Genomic DNA, 16,150 nt, shown 5'->3' on the forward strand with positions numbered 1-16,150 from the left:
GAGCGCGAGTGTGATGAACTTCGTGCGGGCGCGCTGCCACAGTTCAGTGACAGTTTGATGAACCTCGCTGAATGGTCGCTCAGCTGGTGATGTGGCAGGCATGCCCGGCGGGGCGCAGGTCGGGCAGCAGGGCGCCCAGGTCGGCCAACCAGCGCGCACCTGACAGCCACAGGTTTTCGCCGAAGCGCCGGCGGGCGGGCTGCAATTGTGCCTGCACCGCTTCCAGCTCGCAGCACCACAGGTCGGCGCCATCGATGGCCACCGCCAGGGACAGCACCTTGTAGCTGGGCACCCGGTCCAGCACCGCGGTCAGCTGCTCGGGGGCGCTGGCCAGGTCCACGTGCAGGCCGTCCACCGGCAGGTGCGCGGCCAGGCCGAGGTTGTCCTGCAGCGCGCCGCCGTAAGTGGCCAGCAGCTTCTTCAGCGGCGAATACTGGAGGATGTGGTAGGCGCGCTCGAAGGCGCTCTTCCAGGCCTGGGGCAACGCCTGGGTGAGGATCGGCTCGTCGATCTGCACCCACTCCACGCCCAGGCGCGCCAGGCGCACCAGGATCTCGCCGTACACCGGCAGCACCACTTCCAGGCGGCTCAGCGCGCGCACGTCGCTGCCGTTGGCCTGGTCCAGCCACAGATAGCTCAGCGGCCCCATCAGCACCGGCCGTGGCATCTCGCCGCGCGCCCGGGCCTGTTCGACCTCGTCCAGCAGGCGTTGGGTGTAGAACGACAGGTCGTGTGGGGTGGCGTTGGCCATGGTGCGGTACTCCGTATTCGATGGGCGCATTATCGACATTCGGTACAACATGAGACAAACTCAATCTATTCGTGTTGATCACAAGAAATTTTCATAGAGGCGCTCATGCTGGAAATCCGACACCTGAAAACCCTGCACGCCTTGCGCGAGGCCGACAGCCTGGTGGAAGCGGCCGAGCGCCTGCACCTGACGCAATCGGCGCTGTCGCACCAGTTCAAGGAGCTGGAAGAGCGCCTGGGCCTGCCACTGTTCATGCGCAAGACCAAGCCCATCCGCTTCACCAGCGCCGGCCTGCGCCTGCTGCAATTGGCCGACGCCACCCTGCCGCTGCTGCGTGGCGCCGAGCGCGATATCGCGCGGCTGGCCGGCGGCACCGCCGGGCGCCTGCACATGGCCATCGAGTGCCACAGCTGCTTCCAGTGGCTGATGCCCACCATCGACCAGTTCCGCGACGCCTGGCCGGAAGTGGAACTGGACCTGGCCTCGGGCTTCGCCTTCGCGCCGCTGCCGGCCCTGGCCCGTGGCGACCTGGACCTGGTGGTGACCAGCGACCCGCTGGAACTGCCGGGCATCACCTACGTGCCGCTGTTCACCTACGAGGCCATGCTGGCGGTGGCCAACCAGCACGCGCTGGCCAGCAAGCCATACATCGTGCCCGATGACCTGGCCAGCGAGACCCTGATCACCTACCCGGTGGAGCGCGACCGCCTGGACATCTTCACCCGCTTCCTGGAGCCGGCCGACGTCGAGCCGGCCCAGGTGCGCACCTCGGAACTCACGGTGATGATGATGCAACTGGTCGCCAGCGGCCGCGGCGTGTGCGGCATGCCGCACTGGGCACTGCATGAGTACAGCTCGCGCGGCTACGTGAAGGGCAAGCGCCTGGGCGAGAAAGGCCTGTTCGCCACGCTGTACGCGGCGGTGCGCGCCGACATGCTCGACGCGCCGTACATGCGCGACTTCCTGCTGACGGCCAAGGACACCTCGTTCTCGACCCTGGATGGGGTCAGCGCGGTGCGCTAGCGGCGTACAGGGGCAGAATGTGGTCGCGGGTCAGCGGCGCCAGTTCCAGCTGGGCATGGCTGTCGCCATCCACCCAGACCGCCTCTTCGATCTCGGCGGCAATGGTCACCGGCCCCGCCACGTCGACGCGGAACAGCTCGCAGCGCACCTCGAAGCCCGGCTCGTTGGCCGCCGGTGCGCTGAAGGCGCCCAGGTACTGCGCCTGGGCAGCGTCGATGCGCACGCCCAGCTCCTCGTCCAGCTCGCGGGCCAAGGCATGCACCGGCTGCTCGCCAGGCTCGATCTTGCCGCCAGGCTGCATGAACGCCAGGGTGTTGCGCTTGCGCACCAGCAGGGTCTTGCCGTCGGGGCCGATCAGCAGGGCGGCGGCGATGTGGATGGTACGGGTCATGAATAGTCCAAAAGCACCGATTATACCGTAGCAGCGGCCGCCAGGCCGCGTCTGCCGCGCCGCGGTTTGCCTGTTGTACCCTGGGGGGCAGGACGCAGCCTGCGGCAGCTGCTACGAGGCATTGCAACTTGCGCGCGGGTGGGGCATCAATACTGAATGAACCTGCCTGCCTCCGACGACCCGGCGCTCGACGGTTTCCACCCCGCCGTGCGTGCCTGGTTCCAGCACACCTTCCCGGCCGTGACCCCGGCCCAGGCGCGCGCCTGGCCATTGATCAAGGCTGGCGAATCGCTGCTGGTGGCCGCACCCACCGGTTCGGGCAAGACCCTGACGGCGTTCCTGGCGGTGATCGACGACCTGGTGCAGCTGGGCGACGCCTTGCCCGAGCAGACCCTGGTGGTTTACGTGTCGCCGCTCAAGGCGCTGTCCAACGACATCCAGATCAACCTGCAACACCCCCTGGCCGGCATCGGCGAGCAACTGCAGGCCATGGGCCTGCCGCCGGTGCCGATCCGCACGGCGGTGCGCACCGGCGACACCCCTCAGAAAGAGCGCGCGGCCATGCGCAAGCAGGCGCCGCACATCCTGGTCAGCACCCCGGAATCGCTGTATGTGCTGCTGGGCTCGGCATCGGGGCGCAAGATGCTCGGCAACGTCGGCACGGTGATCGTCGACGAGATCCACGCCGTGGCCGCCAGCAAGCGCGGCAGCCACCTGGCGCTGAGCCTGGAACGCCTGCAGGCGTTGTGCCCGGCGCCGCTGCGGCGCATCGGCCTGTCGGCCACCCAGCAGCCCATCGAGCGCGTGGCGCGGTTCCTGGTGGGGCACGAACGGCCGTGCGCCATCGTCGACATCGGCCATGCGCGGCCGCGCGACCTGGCCATCGAGGTGCCGCCAGTGCCGCTGGGCGCGGTGATGGCCAACGACGTGTGGCTGCTGGTCTACGACCGCCTCGCCGAACTGAGCCGCCAGCACCGCACCACGCTGATATTCGTCAACACCCGGCGCCTGGCCGAACGCCTGGCGCGGCATTTGAGCGACCGCCTGGGCCGCGACGCGGTGGCCGCCCACCACGGCAGCCTGGCCAAGGAACAACGGCTGGACGCCGAACAGCGGCTCAAGCGCGGCGAGTTGCGGGTGCTGGTGGCCACCGCCTCGCTGGAGCTGGGCCTGGACATCGGCGACGTCGAGCTGGTGTGCCAGATCGCCTCGCCGCGCTCGATCTCGGCGTTCCTGCAAAGAGTAGGACGCTCGGGCCACCAGGTGGGCGGCACGCCCAAGGGCCGGCTGTTCGCCACCTCGCTGGACGACCTGATCGAATGCGCGGCGCTGCTCGACTGCGTGCGCCGCGGCGAGCTGGATGTGCTGCACGTGCCCAGGGCGCCGCTGGACGTGCTGGCCCAGCAGATCATCGCCGAGGTCAGTTGCCAGGAATGGCACGAAGACGCGCTGCTGGCACTGATGCAGCGGGCCATGCCCTATGCGCAGCTGGACCCGGCCCATTATCAGGCGCTGCTGCGCATGCTCGCCGAGGGCTACAGCGGCCGCCAGGGCGTGCGCGCCGCCTACCTGCACCGCGACGCGGTCAGCGGCACCCTGCGTGGCCGCCGCGGCGCGCAGCTGACCGCGGTCACCAGCGGCGGCACCATCCCCGACAACGCCGACTACAGCGTGGTCCTGGAGCCCCAGGGCCTGAACGTGGGCAGCGTCAATGAAGACTTCGCGGTGGAAAGCATCGCCGGCGACATTTTCCAGCTCGGCAACACCTCGTACCGCATCCTGCGCATCGAGACCGGCCGGGTGCGCGTGGAAGACGCCCAGGGCCAGCCGCCGAACATTCCATTCTGGCTGGGCGAGGCGCCGGGGCGCAGCGACGAACTTTCGCTGGCGGTGGCGCGCCTGCAAGGGCACATCGACGCCCGCCTGGGCGCCCTCGACGGCCAGCTGCCGGCGCTGGTCCAGCAGTTGCAGGCCGAGCTGGGCCTGGGGGCCGACAGCGCCGAACAACTGGTGGATTACCTGGCCCGCACGCGCAACGCCCTGGGCGCCCTGCCCTCGCGCGACACGCTGATCATGGAGCGTTTCTTCGACGAGTCCGGCGGCACCCAGCTGATCATCCACACGCCGTTCGGCAGCCGCATCAACCGCGCCTGGGGCCTGGCGCTGCGCAAGCGCTTCTGCCGCACCTTCAACTTCGAGCTGCAGGCGGCCGCCAGCGAGGACGCCATCGTGCTGTCGCTGTCCACCAGCCACAGCTTCGCGCTGGACGAGGTGTGGCGTTACCTCAACAGCAACAGCGCCGAACACCTGCTGATCCAGGCCGTGCTCGACGCGCCGCTGTTCGGCGTGCGCTGGCGCTGGACCACCGGCGTGGCCCTGGCGCTGCCGCGCTACACCGGCGGGCGCAAGGTGGCGCCGCAGGTGCAGCGCATGAAAAGCGAAGACCTGATTGCCACAGTATTTCCCGACCAGATCGCCTGCCTGGAAAACATCGTCGGCGAGCGCGAGATTCCCGACCACCCGCTGGTGGAACAGACCCTCGACGACTGCCTGCACGAGGCCATGGACAGCGAAGGCTGGCTGGCCCTGCTGCGGCGCATGGAACAGGGCCAAGTGCGGCTGATCAGCCACGACCTGCCGGCACCCTCGCCGCTGGCCGCGGCGATTCTGAATGCCCGACCCTATGCGTTTCTCGACGACGCGCCGCTGGAGGAGCGCCGCACCCAGGCGGTGCTCAGCCGCCGCTGGCACGAACCCCAGGCCGCCGACGACCTGGGGGCGCTGGACGCCGAGGCGATCACCGCCGTGGCCGCCGAAGCCTGGCCTGCGCCCCACAGCCTTGACGAGATGCACGAAGCGCTGATGCAACTGGCCGCCATCAACAGCCACGAAACCGCCGGCCAGCCCCACTGGCAAGGCTGGCTGCAGGCCCTGGCGGCGGGCGGCCGCGCAACGCTGATGGACGCCGGCAACGGCCAGCTGCTGTGGCTGGCGGTGGAGCGCCTGCCGCTGCTGCAGGCGCTGTACCCCGCCGCATACTGCACGCCGGCCTTGCAGCCGCTGCCCGGCTTCGACGAGCCCTGGGCCAACGACGCTGCCTGCCAGGAACTGCTGCGCGCGCGCCTGAGCGGTTTCGCGCCGCTGCGCCTGGGGGAAATCGCCGGGCCGCTGAACCTGCCGCTGCCCCAGGTGGAGCAGGCGCTGGCGCGGCTCGAAGGCCAGGGCTACCTGCTGCGCGGCCAGTTCCGCCCCGGGCTGCGCGACAGCCAGTGGTGCGAGCGCCACCTGCTGGCGCGCATCCATCGCTACACGGTCAAGCGCCTGCGCCGGGAGATCGAGCCGGTCAGCCTGCAGGACTTCATGCGCTTCCTGCTCGACTGGCAGCACCTGGGCAGCAGCACCCGCCTGCAAGGCCAGGCGGCCCTGGGCCAGGTGCTCGACCTGCTGGAGGGTTACAGCGCGCCGGCCGGCGCCTGGGAAAGCGACCTGCTGCCCTGCCGCCTCAAGGGCTACAGCGGCCAATGGCTGGACGATGCCTGCCGCACCGGCAAGACCCTGTGGACGCGCCTGGCCGCCAGCGGCAAGGCGCTGACCGCGACCTTGCGCAGCACGCCCATCGTGTTGCTGCCGCGGGCGCGGGCCAACCTGTGGCGCGGCCTGTCGCCGGCAGTGGGCGTGGATGAACTGTCACCGCGGGCGCGCAAGGTGCACGAGGTGCTGGGGCAACACGGCGCACTGTTCTTCGACGAACTGGGCAGCGACGCGCACCTGCTGCGCAGCGAGCTGGAAACCGCCCTGCAGGAGCTGGTGTCGGCGGGCCTGGTGAACGCCGACAGCTTCGCCGGCCTGCGCGCGCTGATCACCCCCGCCAGCAAACGCCAGGCCCGCAGCCCCCGGCGCGGGCGCGGCGCGTTCATCGGCGGCATGGACGACGCCGGACGTTGGGCGCTGCTGCGGCCAGTGGGCAACGACGAGCGTGACCCGCTGGAAGAGGTGGCCATGACCTTGCTGCGCCGCTATGGCGTGGTGTTCTGGCGGTTGCTGGAGCGCGAGGCCGACTGGCTGCCCAGCTGGCGCGAGCTGCTGCGCACCTACCATCGGCTGGAGGCGCGCGGCGAGATACGCGGCGGGCGTTTTGTCAGCGGCCTGGCGGGTGAGCAGTTCGCCCTGCCCGAGGCCATTCCGGTGCTGCGCGAGGTACGCAGGCGGCCGCTGGACGACAGCCTGGTGGCCATCAGCGCCAGCGACCCGCTGAACCTGGCCGGCACCTTGCTGCCCGGCGCCAAGGTGCCGGCCATCAGCGGCAACCGCCTGGTGCTGCGCGACGGCTTGCCGGTGGCGGCGATCGTCGCCGGCAAGCCGCAATATTGGGAACCCGAAACCCCAGCGCTGCGCGCCGCGTTGCTGCACAGTGTGGGAGCTGGCTTGCCAGCGAGCTGTTGAGGCCCGGAAAATCTCGCTGGCAAGCCAGCTCCCACAAAGCCGCGGTATTTGTCATGAACGGGGCGTGTCAAACCGCTTCCTGGAAATCCATCTCCGGCGGCTGGCGGCGCAGGCCGCCGGTCAGCACCATCAGGTACACGCAGCCCAGCGCCAACCAGCTGACGCCGAGGATGATCGCCAGGTGGTCGAGGCTGATCATCAGCCACAGGTCCGCCAGCAGGCCGATCAACGGGCACAACAGGAACAGCAGCACTTCTCGCGGCCCGCGTTTGTCGCCGTTGATCCAGTAATGGAAGATCACCGACAGGTTCACCAGGCTGAAGGCCAGGAAGGCGCCGAAGTTGATGAACGAGGTGGAGGTGGTCACGTCCATTTTCAGCGCCAGCAACGCCACCACGCCGCACAGCAGGATGCTGTTGACCGGCGTGCCGAAGCGCTCGCTGAGCCTGCCGAAGAACGCCTTGGGCAACACGCCGTCGCGGCCCATGGCAAACAACAGCCGCGAACCGCTGGCCTGGGCCGACAGCCCCGAGGCGAACTGGCCGACGATCAGGCCAATCATGAAGATCGACACGAACAGGTCGCCACCGATGTTGCGGGCAATCTCATAGGCCGCCGAGTCGACGTTGTCGAACACGAACGAGGGGTGCGCCAGCTGCACGAAGTACGACACCGCCACGAAGATCAGCCCGCCAATCAGGGTGATGAGCATGATCGCCCGCGGGATGGTGCGGCGCGGGTCACGGGTCTCCTCGGTGAGGGTGCTGACCGCATCGAAGCCCAGGAACGAGTAGCAGGCGATGGCCGCGCCGCTCATCACCAGGGGCATCTGCATGTCGCCGTTGAAGAACGGCGCCAGGGTCCACAGCGGCGTGCTGGCGTCACCGGCGACGTAGTGCACGGCCAGCGCGACGAAGGCCACCAGCACCAGGAACTGCACCAGCATCAGCAGCGCGTTGACGGTGTTGGCCAGCTTCAGGCCCACGCAGTTGATCAGGCTGGTGACGCCGATGAACGCCAGCACCCACAGCCACTGCGGCACGGCGGGGAACGCCGAACCCAGGTAGGCGGCGCCGATCAGCCAGATGGCCATGGGCAGGAACAGGTAGTCCAGCAGCACCGCCCAGCCGGCGAGGAAGCCCAGCTTGGGGCTGATGGCCTTGCGCACGTAGCTGTAGGCCGAGCCGGCCACCGGGAAGGCCGCGGCCATGCGCCCGTAGCTCATGGCGGTGAAGAACATCGCCACCAGTGCCGCCAGGTAGGCGGCCGGCACCATGCCGGCGGTGGACTGGGCGAGGATGCCGAAGGTGCCCAGGACGATGATCGGGGTCATGTAGGCGATGCCGAACAGCACCACCGAACCCAGGGAAAGGGTGCGTTGCAAACGAGCCATGTACGACTACTCCGCGAATTATTGGATTTATGGCAGAACCGAGGTCGGCAAAAACAGTGGGCGGCAGGCCTCTGCGGGCCCGCGCGCCAAGGGTGGATCAGCGTGGGATCAGCAGCTCGCGCAAGCCGTTGGCATGCTCTACCACCTCACCGGGCAGGCGCAGGCGCTGGTCGTCCAGGTAGCGGTAGTCCTTGCGCGCGGCTTGCAGGCGGGCCAGGTCCAGCTCGACGCTGAACTGCTGCTCGTCGCGCCCGGCTTCTTCAAGCAGGGTGCCGAACGGGTCGACCAGGGCGCTGCCACCGGCGAACACCAGGCCGCCGTCGCCGTTGCCGACACGGTTGACCATCAACGCGAACGCCTGGTTTTCCTGGGCACGGGCCATGATCGCGGTGCGGTGGGTGGGGCCGTAGGGGTCCATGTTGCCGTTGGTGACGATGATCAGTTCGGCGCCCAGTTGCCCCAGGGCGCGGGCGCTTTCCGGGAACTCGATGTCGTAGCAGATCAACAGGCCCACCCGCACGCCCTGCCACAGGGTGGTGGCGAAGCGGTCACCGGCGCTGAACACGCCACGGTCCGAGGCCCAGAGGTGGGTCTTGCGGTACTTGAGGGCGATGCCTTCGGGGGTGATCAGCAGCGTGGTGTTGTAGAACCTTCCCTGGTCGTGCTCGGCCACGCCAATCACCACGGCGATGTCGCGCTCGCGGGCAGCCTGCTCGATGGCGCGCACGGTGGGGCCGTCCAGCGGCTCGGCGACGGCGGCCACGGTGTGGGCGGAGGGGAAGCCCATCAGGTGGGTTTCCGGGAACACCACCAGGCGAGTATCCTCGGCGCACGCGGCAATGGCCGCCAGGGCGCGCTCCAGGTTGTACGCGGTGGCATTGTCCTGGCCAGCCAGCTGGGCAAGTTCGACCTTCATGGGTTCTCCTTGTTGAATAACGAATTCCCCGTAGCAGCGGCCGCAGGCCGCGTCACTGCCAACGCCGTGCTGGCGCCGGACGCCGCCTGGCGGCAGCTGCTACGGGATTGAGCCAGTATGCGCAGCACAGCCCCGCCAGGGGAATTACGCAGCCGGGGTAACCCGATAGGGGTAGTTGCATGAGTCTTTCGCTGGACGACGTGGCCTGGCACCGGGCCGTCGGGCAATTGATCGAGGGCCTCGACAAGGCCAATTTCTGGACCCGCCTGGTGCGCCTGCTGGGCGAGTACGTCAGCTTCGACAGTTGGGTAGCGCTGCTTTTCAGCAGCAACCAGCGGCCGGTGGTGTTCGCCGAGTGCCCGGGTGAGGACGGCAGCCCCGACCAGTTGTTCCAGGACTACCTCAAGGGCCTGTACCTGTTGGACCCGTTCTACATCGCCAGCCGCGAGCCCACGCCTGACGGCCTGTACCGCCTGGCCGAGGTGGCGCCCGAGCATTTCGAGCTGACTGAATACTACCAGCGCTACTTCCGCCTGAACGTGGTGGCCGACGAGATCCAGTTCAACTGCCGCATCGACGCCGACCGCACCCTGTGCCTGTCCCTGGGCAGCACCCAGCGCTTCGGCAATGAGCAGATTGCCCTGCTGTCGCTTGTCCAGCCGTGGGTGCTGGCGCTGCTGCGCCAGCGCCTGGCGTTCGAGGACAGCAACCCGCCCGCGGTGGCCGCCGCCCCGGACTGGCGGGTGCAGCTGGAGGCCTCGGTGCAGCAGCTCAAGGGCGCGCAGCTCACCGCGCGCGAGCTGGACGTGGGCCGGCTGATGCTCAGCGGCTGCTCCAGCAAGGAGATCGCGCGCAAGCTGGATATTTCGGTGGAAACCGTGAAGGTGCACAAGAAACACATGTACAGCAAGCTGGGCATCAAGTCGCAATCCGAGCTATTTTCCATATTCCTGCAGGCCCAGAACACCTGAGCCTGACATGTACTGGTCACCCGGGGATATTGCATGAGCCTGTCGCTGTTGAGCCGCTACGCCTTCTTTGCCGCCTGTGTCCTGTTCACCCTCGCCTGCATGCCGTTCATGCAGCACGACTGGCTGTGGCCGTTCGCGTTCGGCAGCGGCGTGCTCAGCCTGATCGGCATTTTCGACCTACTGCAGACGCCGCACGCGGTGCGCCGCAACTACCCCATCCTGGGCAATATCCGCTACCTGGTGGAGGGCATACGCCCGGAGATCCGCCAATACCTGCTGGAGTCCGACAGCGACGCCCTGCCCTTCTCCCGCGCCCAGCGCTCGCTGGTGTACGCCCGGGCCAAGAACGAGACCGCCGACAAGCCCTTCGGCACCCTGATCGACGTGTACCACCCCGGCTTCGAGTTCATCGGTCACTCCATGCGCCCGGCGCCGCTCAGCGACCCGGCCAGCTTCCGGGTGATCATCGGCGGGCCGCAGTGCACCCAGCCCTACTCGGCGTCGATCTTCAACATTTCCGCCATGAGCTTCGGCGCCCTCAGCGCCAACGCCATCCGCGCGCTGAACCAGGGCGCCAAGCTGGGCAACTTCGCCCACGACACCGGCGAGGGCAGCATCAGCCCTTACCACCGCGAGCATGGCGGCGACCTGACCTGGGAGCTGGGCAGCGGCTACTTCGGCTGCCGCACCAGCAGCGGCCTGTTCGACCCGGAGAAATTCGCCGTGCAGGCCCGCGAGCCGCAGGTGCGCATGATCGAGATCAAGATGAGCCAGGGCGCCAAGCCCGGCCATGGCGGCATTCTGCCCAAGCACAAGGTCACCCGCGAAATCGCCGACACCCGCGGGGTGATGATGGGCGAGGACTGCGTGTCGCCGTCACGCCACTCGGCGTTCTCCACGCCCATCGAGATGATGCATTTCATCGCCCAACTGCGCGAACTGTCCGGCGGCAAGCCGGTGGGGTTCAAGTTCTGCATGGGCCACCCGTGGGAGTTCATGGGCATCGCCAAGGCCATGCTGGAGACGGGCATCCTGCCGGACTTCATCGTGGTGGACGGCAAGGAAGGCGGCACTGGCGCCGCGCCCGTGGAGTTCACCGACCACATGGGCACGCCCATGCGCGAGGGCCTGCTGTTCGTGCACAACACCCTGGTGGGCATGAACCTGCGCGACAAGATCAAGCTGGGCGCCAGCGGCAAGATCGTCAGCGCGTTCGACATCGCCAGCGTGCTGGCCATCGGCGCCGACTGGGCCAACTCGGCGCGCGGCTTCATGTTCGCGATCGGCTGCATCCAGTCGCAGAGCTGCCACACCAACAAATGCCCCACCGGCGTCGCCACCCAGGACCTGCTGCGCCAGCGTGCGCTGGTGGTGCCGGACAAGGCCAACCGGGTCCTCAACTTCCACCACAACACCCTCAAGGCGCTGGCGGAAATGCTCGCCGCCGCCGGCCTGGTGCACCCCTCGCAGCTGGAAGCCAAGCACCTGGTGCGGCGCATGTCGGCCACCGAGGTGAAGCTGTTTTCCCAGCTGCATGTGTTCCTCAAGCCCGGTGAACTGCTCAGTGGCGAGGTCAGCGGCGAGTTCTACCAGCGCATGTGGGCCATGGCCCGCGCCGACAGTTTCGAGCCGAATGCCATTTGACCCGCGTGGTAAGATGCCATGACATTTTGCGAGAGCTGCCATGCTGATTCCCCACGACCAACTGTCGCCCGAGACCCTGACCCTGCTGATCGAGGATTTTGTCACCCGCGACGGCACCGACAATGGCGACGAGACGCCTTTGCAGACCCGCGTGGAGCGGGTCCGCCACGCCCTGGCGAAGGCCCAGGCCTTCATCGTGTTCGACCCCGAGAGCCAGCAGTGCACGCTGATGCTCAAGCACGATATTCCCAAGGAGCTGTTCGACTGAACAGCCGTGCCGGCCATGTGGGAGCCGGCTTGCCGGCGAGCTTTTAGCGCCTCAACAGCTCGCTGGCAAGCCAGCTCCCACAGGCTGTCAACCTGGGTGCATCACCGCCGCTGCTTCGCGCGCCGTCTGCGCCATGATGCGCCGGTACACTTCGGCACGGTGAATCTCGATGTGCTTGGGCGCCTGGATGCCAAACCGCACCTGGTTGCCCCGCACCTCGATAATTTTTACCCAGATGTCATCGCCTATGGCAATGGCCTCGCCCACCGATCGCGTCAATACCAGCATCGTCCAACCCTCACGCTCATTGAATGAACCCTGAGACTGCGCCGGGTATTGACCGCTATCAATGCTTACGGATCAAAACAGGATCGCCCTACAAGCTTTGTCGACTTTGCCTACAGAAAAGTCTGAGGAAATGCCGTAGGAACGAACCAAATCACACCAATTCGAACGCCATTCAACCCTTATGAACTGTGCAGTTTCGGGCCCCACAGGATGATGCTCGCGCCGATCACGCACAGCACCGCGCCGAGCCAGTCGCTACCGGCCGGGCGCACCCGCTCCACCAGCGCCAGCCAGGCCAGCGAGGTCACGATGTACAGGCCACCGTAGGCGGCGTAGGCACGCCCGGCGTAGGCAGCTTCAACGCGGGTGAGCAGCAGCGCGAAGCAGGTCAGGCTGAGCAATGCGGGCACCGTCCACCAGGCGCTCTTGCCCAGGCGCAGCCACATATAGAAGGCGTAGCAGCCGGCGATTTCGAAGACCGCCGCCAAAAAGAACCACAGATAGTTGAGCACAGCGCCTCCCGTGTAGAAAAAAGCCCGGGCGTCTGGCCCGGGCTTTTCAAGGATACTCAGGATAGCGCCGTGGTTACGAGCCCTGCCGCGCCTTGGCGCGCATTTTCTCCGCCATGCTCGCCATCTCGTCGTACAGCGCCTGCGGGTGCTGCTGCTTCAACGCCCAGGCCTGACGCCCCTGCTCATGGGGCAGGATCATGAACACACCCTGCGCCACCTGCTGGTAAACGTAATCGGCAATGTCGGCCGCGGTGATCGGCGAGCTTTCCAGCAGCTTGCCCACCTGCACCTTCATGGCCGGGGTAGGGCCGCGGAACGAGTCGAGCAGATTGGTCTGGAAGAACGACGGGCACACCACGTGCACCCCCACTTCCTGCTGGCGCAGTTCCACCAGCAGGCTTTCCGACAGCGCCACCACGCCCGCCTTGGCGACGTTGTAGTTGCTCATGGCCGGCCCCTGCATCAGGGCTGCCATGGAAGCGATGTTGATGATCGTGCCCTTGCTCTTCTCCAGCAGCGGCAGGAAGGCCTTGCAGCCCTTGACCACGCCCATGAGGTTGATTGCTATCTGCCAGTCCCAGTCTTCCAGCTGCAGCTCGCTGAAGAAGCCGCCCGACGCCACGCCGGCGTTGTTGACGATGACGTCGATGCCGCCCAGTTTCTCTTCGCAGGCCTGGGCCAGGGCCGTGAGCTGGCTGTAGTCGCGCACGTCGCAGCGCTGCACGAAGCCGTCGCCACCCGCCTCGCGCACCAGCTTCAGCGTTTCTGCCAGGCCCGCCTCGTTGACGTCAGCCAGCGCCAGGTGCCAGCCCTCGCGGGCCCAACGAAGTGCGATCTCGCGGCCCAGCCCCGAGCCGGCGCCAGTGATCATCATGCGATTGTGCATAGCCAATGCCCTGTGTTCCTTGAATGGTAGAGGCCAGTCTAGTGAAGGAAGCGGCCAGGCTCATGCACCATCAGGTTAGTGAATGGGTGATGCAAACATTCGTTTTGCGACGCTTTTGTGACATTCGGTAATAACCCGGTTTTGCATTCGCCGGCAAAAAACGCGACCCTCCCCGCCGCTGATCGGTCGTCATGCTTCACGCGGAACCTGCCTGCCGAATGCCTATCCTTATTCCATCACCTTTCGTTCAAGGCCACTCATCATGATCACTCGCCGCGACCACCGCATCGACTTCTATCGAGGGCTGGCGTTGATCTTCATTTTCTGGGATCACATACCGCAAAACCCGCTCGCCAACTTCACCGCGCGCAATTTCGGCTTCAGCGACGCGGCCGAGATCTTCGTGTTCCTGGCTGGCTACGCGGCGGTGCTGGCCTACGGCAAGATCGCCCTGCGCAGCGGCTACCTGATCGCCACGGTGCGCATCCTGCGCCGCGCCTGGGTGCTGTACATCGTGCACATCTTCCTGCTGGTGCTGCTGATGGGCATCATTTTCGTCGCCAACAGCCATGTCGAGACCCGCGACATGATCCAGGAGATGAACCTCAACTACTTCATCCTCAACCCCCAGCAGGCGCTGGTGGATGAGCTGCTGCTGCGCTTCAAGCCCAACCTGATGGACCCGCTGCCGTTGTACATCGTGTTGCTGGCGGGGCTGCCGCTGGTGCTGCCGGTGCTGATCAAGCACACGGGGCACGCGGTGGGCGTGTCGCTGGCGGTGTATGGCCTGACCCAGTGGTTTGGCTGGAACATTCCCGCCCACGGCAACGGCCTGTGGTATTTCAACCCCTATGCCTGGCAGGCGCTGTTCGTGCTGGGTGGCGCCGCGGCCCTGCACGCCCAGGCGCCGCAGGTGGCCGCTACCCGGCCGCTGCGCCAGCAGCCGCTATTCATGGCCTGCGCCATCGCGCTGGGCGTCAGCGCGGTGGTTGCGCTGAGCTGGAAGTGGCCGGCGTTGCACGACGCCTTCATGCCCACCTGGATCGCCGAGCGCCTGTACCCCATCAGCAAGACCAACCTGGCGCCGGTGCGCCTGCTGCACTTCCTGGCGCTGGCCTATTGCATGGGCAAACTGGTGCCGGACGGTGCGTGGGTGCAGCACTGGCTGGTGCAGAGGGTGGCGATGATGGGCCGCTATTCGCTGGAGATCTTCTGCCTGAGCGTGCTGCTGGCGCCGCTGGCGGACATGGCCAACGCACTGGGCGATGACCGCCTGCCCATGCAGGTTGCCACCGCGTTGGCGGGCCTGGGCCTGATGCTGGCCCTGGCGCAGTGGCTGGACTGGAACAAGCGGCTGACCAGCCCGGCGCCGGTGGCGACGGGCGTGCCCAGCCGGGCTTAGGCGTTGCCGGACAGTTTCATCCGCGCCGCCTGGGTGAAGTCGAGCATGCGCTTGAGCGGCCGGATGGCCTGGGGAATCAGCGCCGGGTCGACGAAGATTTCATTGCGGCCCTCGCGCAGCGCCGTCAGCGTGCGCTCCAGGGTGTTCATGGCCATCCACGGGCAGTGCGCGCAGCTGCGGCAGGCGGCGCCGTTGCCGGCGGTGGGGGCTTCGACGAAGATCTTGTCCGGGCACAGCTGCTGCATCTTGTAGAAGATGCCGCGGTCGGTGGCGACGATGAAGGTCTTGTTCGGCAGGCTCTGGGCAGCGGCGATCAGCTGGCTGGTGGAACCCACCGCGTCGGCCAGTTCGATCACCGATTCCGGCGACTCGGGGTGCACCAGGATGGCGGCGTCCGGGTACAGGGCCTTCATATCGGCCAGCTGGCGCCACTTGAACTCTTCGTGAACGATGCACGAACCGTCCCACAGCAGCATGTCGGCGCCGGTCTTTTTCTGGATGTAGCGGCCCAGGTGCTTGTCCGGCCCCCAGATGATGGTCTCGCCGTTGTCCATCAGGCTTTCGACGATTTCCAGCGCGCAGCTGGAGGTCACCACCCAGTCGGCGCGCGCCTTCACGGCAGCCGAGGTGTTGGCGTACACCACCACGGTGCGCTCGGGGTGCTGGTCGCAGAACGCCGAGAAATCCTCCACCGGGCAACCCAGGTCCAACGAACAGGTGGCGTCCAGCGTGGGCATCAGCACGCGCTTTTCCGGGGTAAGGATTTTCGCCGTCTCGCCCATGAAGCGCACGCCGGCCACCACCACGGTCTTGGCCGGGTGGTTCTTGCCGAAGCGGGCCATTTCCAGGGAATCGGACACGCAACCGCCGGTTTCCTCGGCCAGGGCCTGGATCACCGGGTCACAGTAGAAATGCGCGACCAGCACGGCGTCCTGAGCCTTGAGCTCGGCGGCGATGGCGGCACGGTAGTCGGCTTCCTGCTCGGCTGTCAGCGGCTTGGGCTGCTTGGCATCGAGGTGGGCCTGGACCAGAAGGCGTTCGGAAATCTGCGTCATTATTGTCAAGACCTGCAGGCGCTTGTGCGCGAAAGTCGAGTATACCACCCGGGCTTACGCGAGCCTGGGCGTTGTTTCCCTGGTGGTACAAACCGCCGGGCCGGGGAAGGCTACAGCCAATGATGTGATTTCCAAAGATTTTTTTACCGGGTGCGGGCACCCTTGGCCGCCGCTGACGACGGATGGTGGCAGCAGCCTGGCACTTTT

At 66.9% G+C, this 16,150-nt stretch carries 14 protein-coding genes; 6 read left to right on the top strand and 8 right to left on the bottom strand.

Going from position 1 to position 16,150, the window contains the following annotated elements; genetic code table 11:
- Positions 1-79: 79 nt before the first annotated feature.
- Positions 80-751 carry a uroporphyrinogen decarboxylase/cobalamine-independent methonine synthase family protein gene (locus AC0J42_RS23675; RefSeq protein ID WP_473004119.1) on the bottom strand — a complete coding sequence of 224 codons (672 nt, stop codon included), beginning with the start codon at positions 749-751 and terminating at the stop codon, positions 80-82.
- 105 nt (positions 752-856) lie between these two features.
- On the opposite strand from AC0J42_RS23675, the gene metR reads away from it, so the two are divergent.
- A complete protein-coding gene (gene metR / locus AC0J42_RS23680; RefSeq protein WP_416426261.1) occupies positions 857-1,774 on the top strand; it encodes a transcriptional regulator MetR in 918 nt (305 codons plus the stop codon).
- On the opposite strand, the gene AC0J42_RS23685 is transcribed toward metR, so the two are convergent.
- Entirely contained in the window at positions 1,758-2,165 is a 408-nt protein-coding gene (locus tag AC0J42_RS23685; RefSeq protein ID WP_473004120.1) for an NUDIX hydrolase, read from the bottom strand. The genes metR and AC0J42_RS23685 overlap by 17 nt on opposite strands.
- Before the next feature lie 156 nt (positions 2,166-2,321).
- Here AC0J42_RS23685 and AC0J42_RS23690 point away from each other — a divergent pair, with 156 nt between their 5' ends.
- The gene (locus tag AC0J42_RS23690; protein WP_473004121.1) at positions 2,322-6,608 is read left to right on the top strand and encodes a DEAD/DEAH box helicase; all 4,287 of its coding nucleotides are present in this window, start codon (positions 2,322-2,324) and stop codon (positions 6,606-6,608) included.
- 67 nt (positions 6,609-6,675) lie between these two features.
- Here AC0J42_RS23690 and AC0J42_RS23695 read toward each other — a convergent pair whose 3' ends face one another.
- Together AC0J42_RS23695 and AC0J42_RS23700 are read right to left on the bottom strand one after the other, a co-directional pair.
- Positions 6,676-8,001, bottom strand: coding sequence for an APC family permease (locus AC0J42_RS23695; protein WP_473004122.1), 1,326 nt, complete (start codon positions 7,999-8,001; stop codon positions 6,676-6,678).
- Positions 8,002-8,098: 97 nt separating this feature from the next.
- Complete coding sequence (locus AC0J42_RS23700; RefSeq protein ID WP_416426267.1) at positions 8,099-8,917, bottom strand: carbon-nitrogen hydrolase family protein; 819 nt, start codon at positions 8,915-8,917, stop codon at positions 8,099-8,101.
- Positions 8,918-9,096: 179 nt separating this feature from the next.
- Here AC0J42_RS23700 and AC0J42_RS23705 point away from each other — a divergent pair, with 179 nt between their 5' ends.
- Genes AC0J42_RS23705 through AC0J42_RS23715 form a run of 3 tightly spaced genes read left to right on the top strand, consistent with a single transcriptional unit; the run spans position 9,097 to position 11,800 of the window.
- Entirely contained in the window at positions 9,097-9,888 is a 792-nt protein-coding gene (locus AC0J42_RS23705; protein WP_473004123.1) for a helix-turn-helix transcriptional regulator, read from the top strand.
- A 33-nt stretch (positions 9,889-9,921) separates the two neighbouring features.
- Positions 9,922-11,532, top strand: coding sequence for an FMN-binding glutamate synthase family protein (locus AC0J42_RS23710; protein ID WP_416426269.1), 1,611 nt, complete (start codon positions 9,922-9,924; stop codon positions 11,530-11,532).
- A 40-nt stretch (positions 11,533-11,572) separates the two neighbouring features.
- Positions 11,573-11,800: a YheU family protein gene (locus AC0J42_RS23715; protein WP_416426270.1), complete on the top strand. Its 228-nt coding sequence runs from the start codon at positions 11,573-11,575 to the stop codon at positions 11,798-11,800.
- An 87-nt stretch (positions 11,801-11,887) separates the two neighbouring features.
- Here AC0J42_RS23715 and csrA read toward each other — a convergent pair whose 3' ends face one another.
- The 3 genes from csrA to AC0J42_RS23730 all read right to left on the bottom strand — a co-directional run bounded on the left by csrA (position 11,888) and on the right by AC0J42_RS23730 (position 13,486).
- Positions 11,888-12,088, bottom strand: a complete 201-nt coding sequence (gene csrA / locus AC0J42_RS23720) for a carbon storage regulator CsrA (RefSeq protein WP_416426271.1) — start codon at positions 12,086-12,088, stop codon at positions 11,888-11,890.
- A gap of 179 nt (positions 12,089-12,267) precedes the next feature.
- Complete coding sequence (locus tag AC0J42_RS23725; protein ID WP_416426272.1) at positions 12,268-12,600, bottom strand: YnfA family protein; 333 nt, start codon at positions 12,598-12,600, stop codon at positions 12,268-12,270.
- Positions 12,601-12,673: 73 nt separating this feature from the next.
- Positions 12,674-13,486: an SDR family oxidoreductase gene (locus tag AC0J42_RS23730; protein ID WP_416427447.1), complete on the bottom strand. Its 813-nt coding sequence runs from the start codon at positions 13,484-13,486 to the stop codon at positions 12,674-12,676.
- Between the two features lie 262 nt (positions 13,487-13,748).
- Between AC0J42_RS23730 and AC0J42_RS23735 the strand changes: the two genes are divergently transcribed.
- A complete protein-coding gene (locus AC0J42_RS23735; protein WP_473004125.1) occupies positions 13,749-14,888 on the top strand; it encodes an OpgC family protein in 1,140 nt (379 codons plus the stop codon).
- Here the strand turns inward: AC0J42_RS23735 and nadA are convergent.
- Positions 14,885-15,943: a quinolinate synthase NadA gene (nadA, locus tag AC0J42_RS23740; RefSeq protein WP_416426274.1), complete on the bottom strand. Its 1,059-nt coding sequence runs from the start codon at positions 15,941-15,943 to the stop codon at positions 14,885-14,887. The two genes, AC0J42_RS23735 and nadA, sit on opposite strands and share 4 nt — an antisense overlap.
- Positions 15,944-16,150: the final 207 nt, after the last annotated feature.

This window comes from Pseudomonas sp. Tav-5-1A, assembly GCF_055755055.1.

Excerpts from the sequence above, each read along its gene's own strand:
- AC0J42_RS23700 (WP_416426267.1), bottom strand. The coding sequence starts at position 8,917 with ATGAAGGTCGAACTTGCCCAGCTGGCTGGCCAGGACAATGCCACCGCG.
- AC0J42_RS23675 (WP_473004119.1), bottom strand. The coding sequence starts at position 751 with ATGGCCAACGCCACCCCACACGACCTGTCGTTCTACACCCAACGCCTG.
- AC0J42_RS23710 (WP_416426269.1), top strand. The coding sequence starts at position 9,922 with ATGAGCCTGTCGCTGTTGAGCCGCTACGCCTTCTTTGCCGCCTGTGTC.
- AC0J42_RS23730 (WP_416427447.1), bottom strand. The coding sequence starts at position 13,486 with ATGCACAATCGCATGATGATCACTGGCGCCGGCTCGGGGCTGGGCCGC.
- AC0J42_RS23715 (WP_416426270.1), top strand. The coding sequence starts at position 11,573 with ATGCTGATTCCCCACGACCAACTGTCGCCCGAGACCCTGACCCTGCTG.
- AC0J42_RS23705 (WP_473004123.1), top strand. The coding sequence starts at position 9,097 with ATGAGTCTTTCGCTGGACGACGTGGCCTGGCACCGGGCCGTCGGGCAA.
- AC0J42_RS23685 (WP_473004120.1), bottom strand. The coding sequence starts at position 2,165 with ATGACCCGTACCATCCACATCGCCGCCGCCCTGCTGATCGGCCCCGAC.
- AC0J42_RS23690 (WP_473004121.1), top strand. The coding sequence starts at position 2,322 with ATGAACCTGCCTGCCTCCGACGACCCGGCGCTCGACGGTTTCCACCCC.
- metR (WP_416426261.1), top strand. The coding sequence starts at position 857 with ATGCTGGAAATCCGACACCTGAAAACCCTGCACGCCTTGCGCGAGGCC.
- AC0J42_RS23735 (WP_473004125.1), top strand. The coding sequence starts at position 13,749 with ATGATCACTCGCCGCGACCACCGCATCGACTTCTATCGAGGGCTGGCG.
- AC0J42_RS23695 (WP_473004122.1), bottom strand. The coding sequence starts at position 8,001 with ATGGCTCGTTTGCAACGCACCCTTTCCCTGGGTTCGGTGGTGCTGTTC.
- nadA (WP_416426274.1), bottom strand. The coding sequence starts at position 15,943 with ATGACGCAGATTTCCGAACGCCTTCTGGTCCAGGCCCACCTCGATGCC.
- csrA (WP_416426271.1), bottom strand. The coding sequence starts at position 12,088 with ATGCTGGTATTGACGCGATCGGTGGGCGAGGCCATTGCCATAGGCGAT.